We start from the raw sequence: 971 nt of genomic DNA, 5'->3' as shown, positions 1-971 counted from the left end.
TGGGCACCCATTTCCATGAAGTCATGGATACCTTCTACACCGATGTGGAATTCTATATGGATATGTCAGAACATCTGCAGTATGTGCGGCTGCCTAATGCGCTCCGGATCATCTGAGAGATACAGACCTAAGAAACATTGATTAAAGCAGCATTTTTCAATACCCCGATAGGCTATTCTTTCTCTGATTTTCACCATCACTCCCCATGATATAATATATAGCAGAAAGATCAGAAAGCAGAAAAAACCTCTCCATGGAGAGGTTTTTTCATACTTCCCAAAAGCAAAACTGCCACTCCCAAAGGAGTGGCAGTTTTTACACTATTTCATCATTAACAATGTGAAATTATTTCTGGAGAGCAGCCAGCTGCTGTTTCAGCTGTTCATTTTCCTGTTCCAGTTTGGCCTGTTTCTGTTCCAGGTTCTTGATATCCTTCATGATATCGGAAACAGTACCTTCGGAAGGACGGGATACATGGCCGCCCTGGCCGATTCTTAAGGTGTAACCTATATTGGCGCCCATACGATGTTCATCAGCACCCAGGTCGGTAGCCACACCTACGGAAATCATGGAATCATGGTTGAAGTGATAGAATCCGCCCAGCGCCAGAGCTTCGGTGCCATCATAGGTACCTACAGCGGCAGACAGCTGGAAACGGGCATCTCCTTCATCATAGTCCAGCGGATGGAGACCGCTCATAGCCATAGACAGAGCACCTACGGTGTCGACTTCCTTGGACACATCATGAATCCTATTGTCCAGACGAGAAACATCAGCCTGACGAGCAGCCGATTCATTCTTAATCTGGTTCTGGAGAGCACTGTCTCCAGATTCGCGGGCAGCTGATTCGTTATTAATCTGGTTTTGGAGGGCATTGTCTCCAGCTTCACGGGCTGCTGCTTCGTTGGCATCAGCCTGATTTAATGCGGTGAAACCATCAGCCACATTCTGATTTAACGTACTAAGATTGT

General features: G+C 46.4%; 1 protein-coding gene. It reads right to left on the bottom strand.

Annotated features, from left to right (window positions below):
- Window positions 1–345: 345 nt before the first annotated feature.
- The coding region (locus ACI4N7_RS03550) for a YadA-like family protein (RefSeq protein ID WP_439731985.1) at window positions 346–971 on the bottom strand (626 nt) is incomplete at its 5' end.

The organism is Dialister sp. (assembly GCF_051885895.1).
Taxonomy (GTDB): Bacteria; Bacillota; Negativicutes; order Veillonellales; family Dialisteraceae; genus Dialister.
The sequence above is the reverse complement of the archived record's forward strand: the minus strand, read 5'-3'. Positions and strand labels throughout refer to the sequence as shown.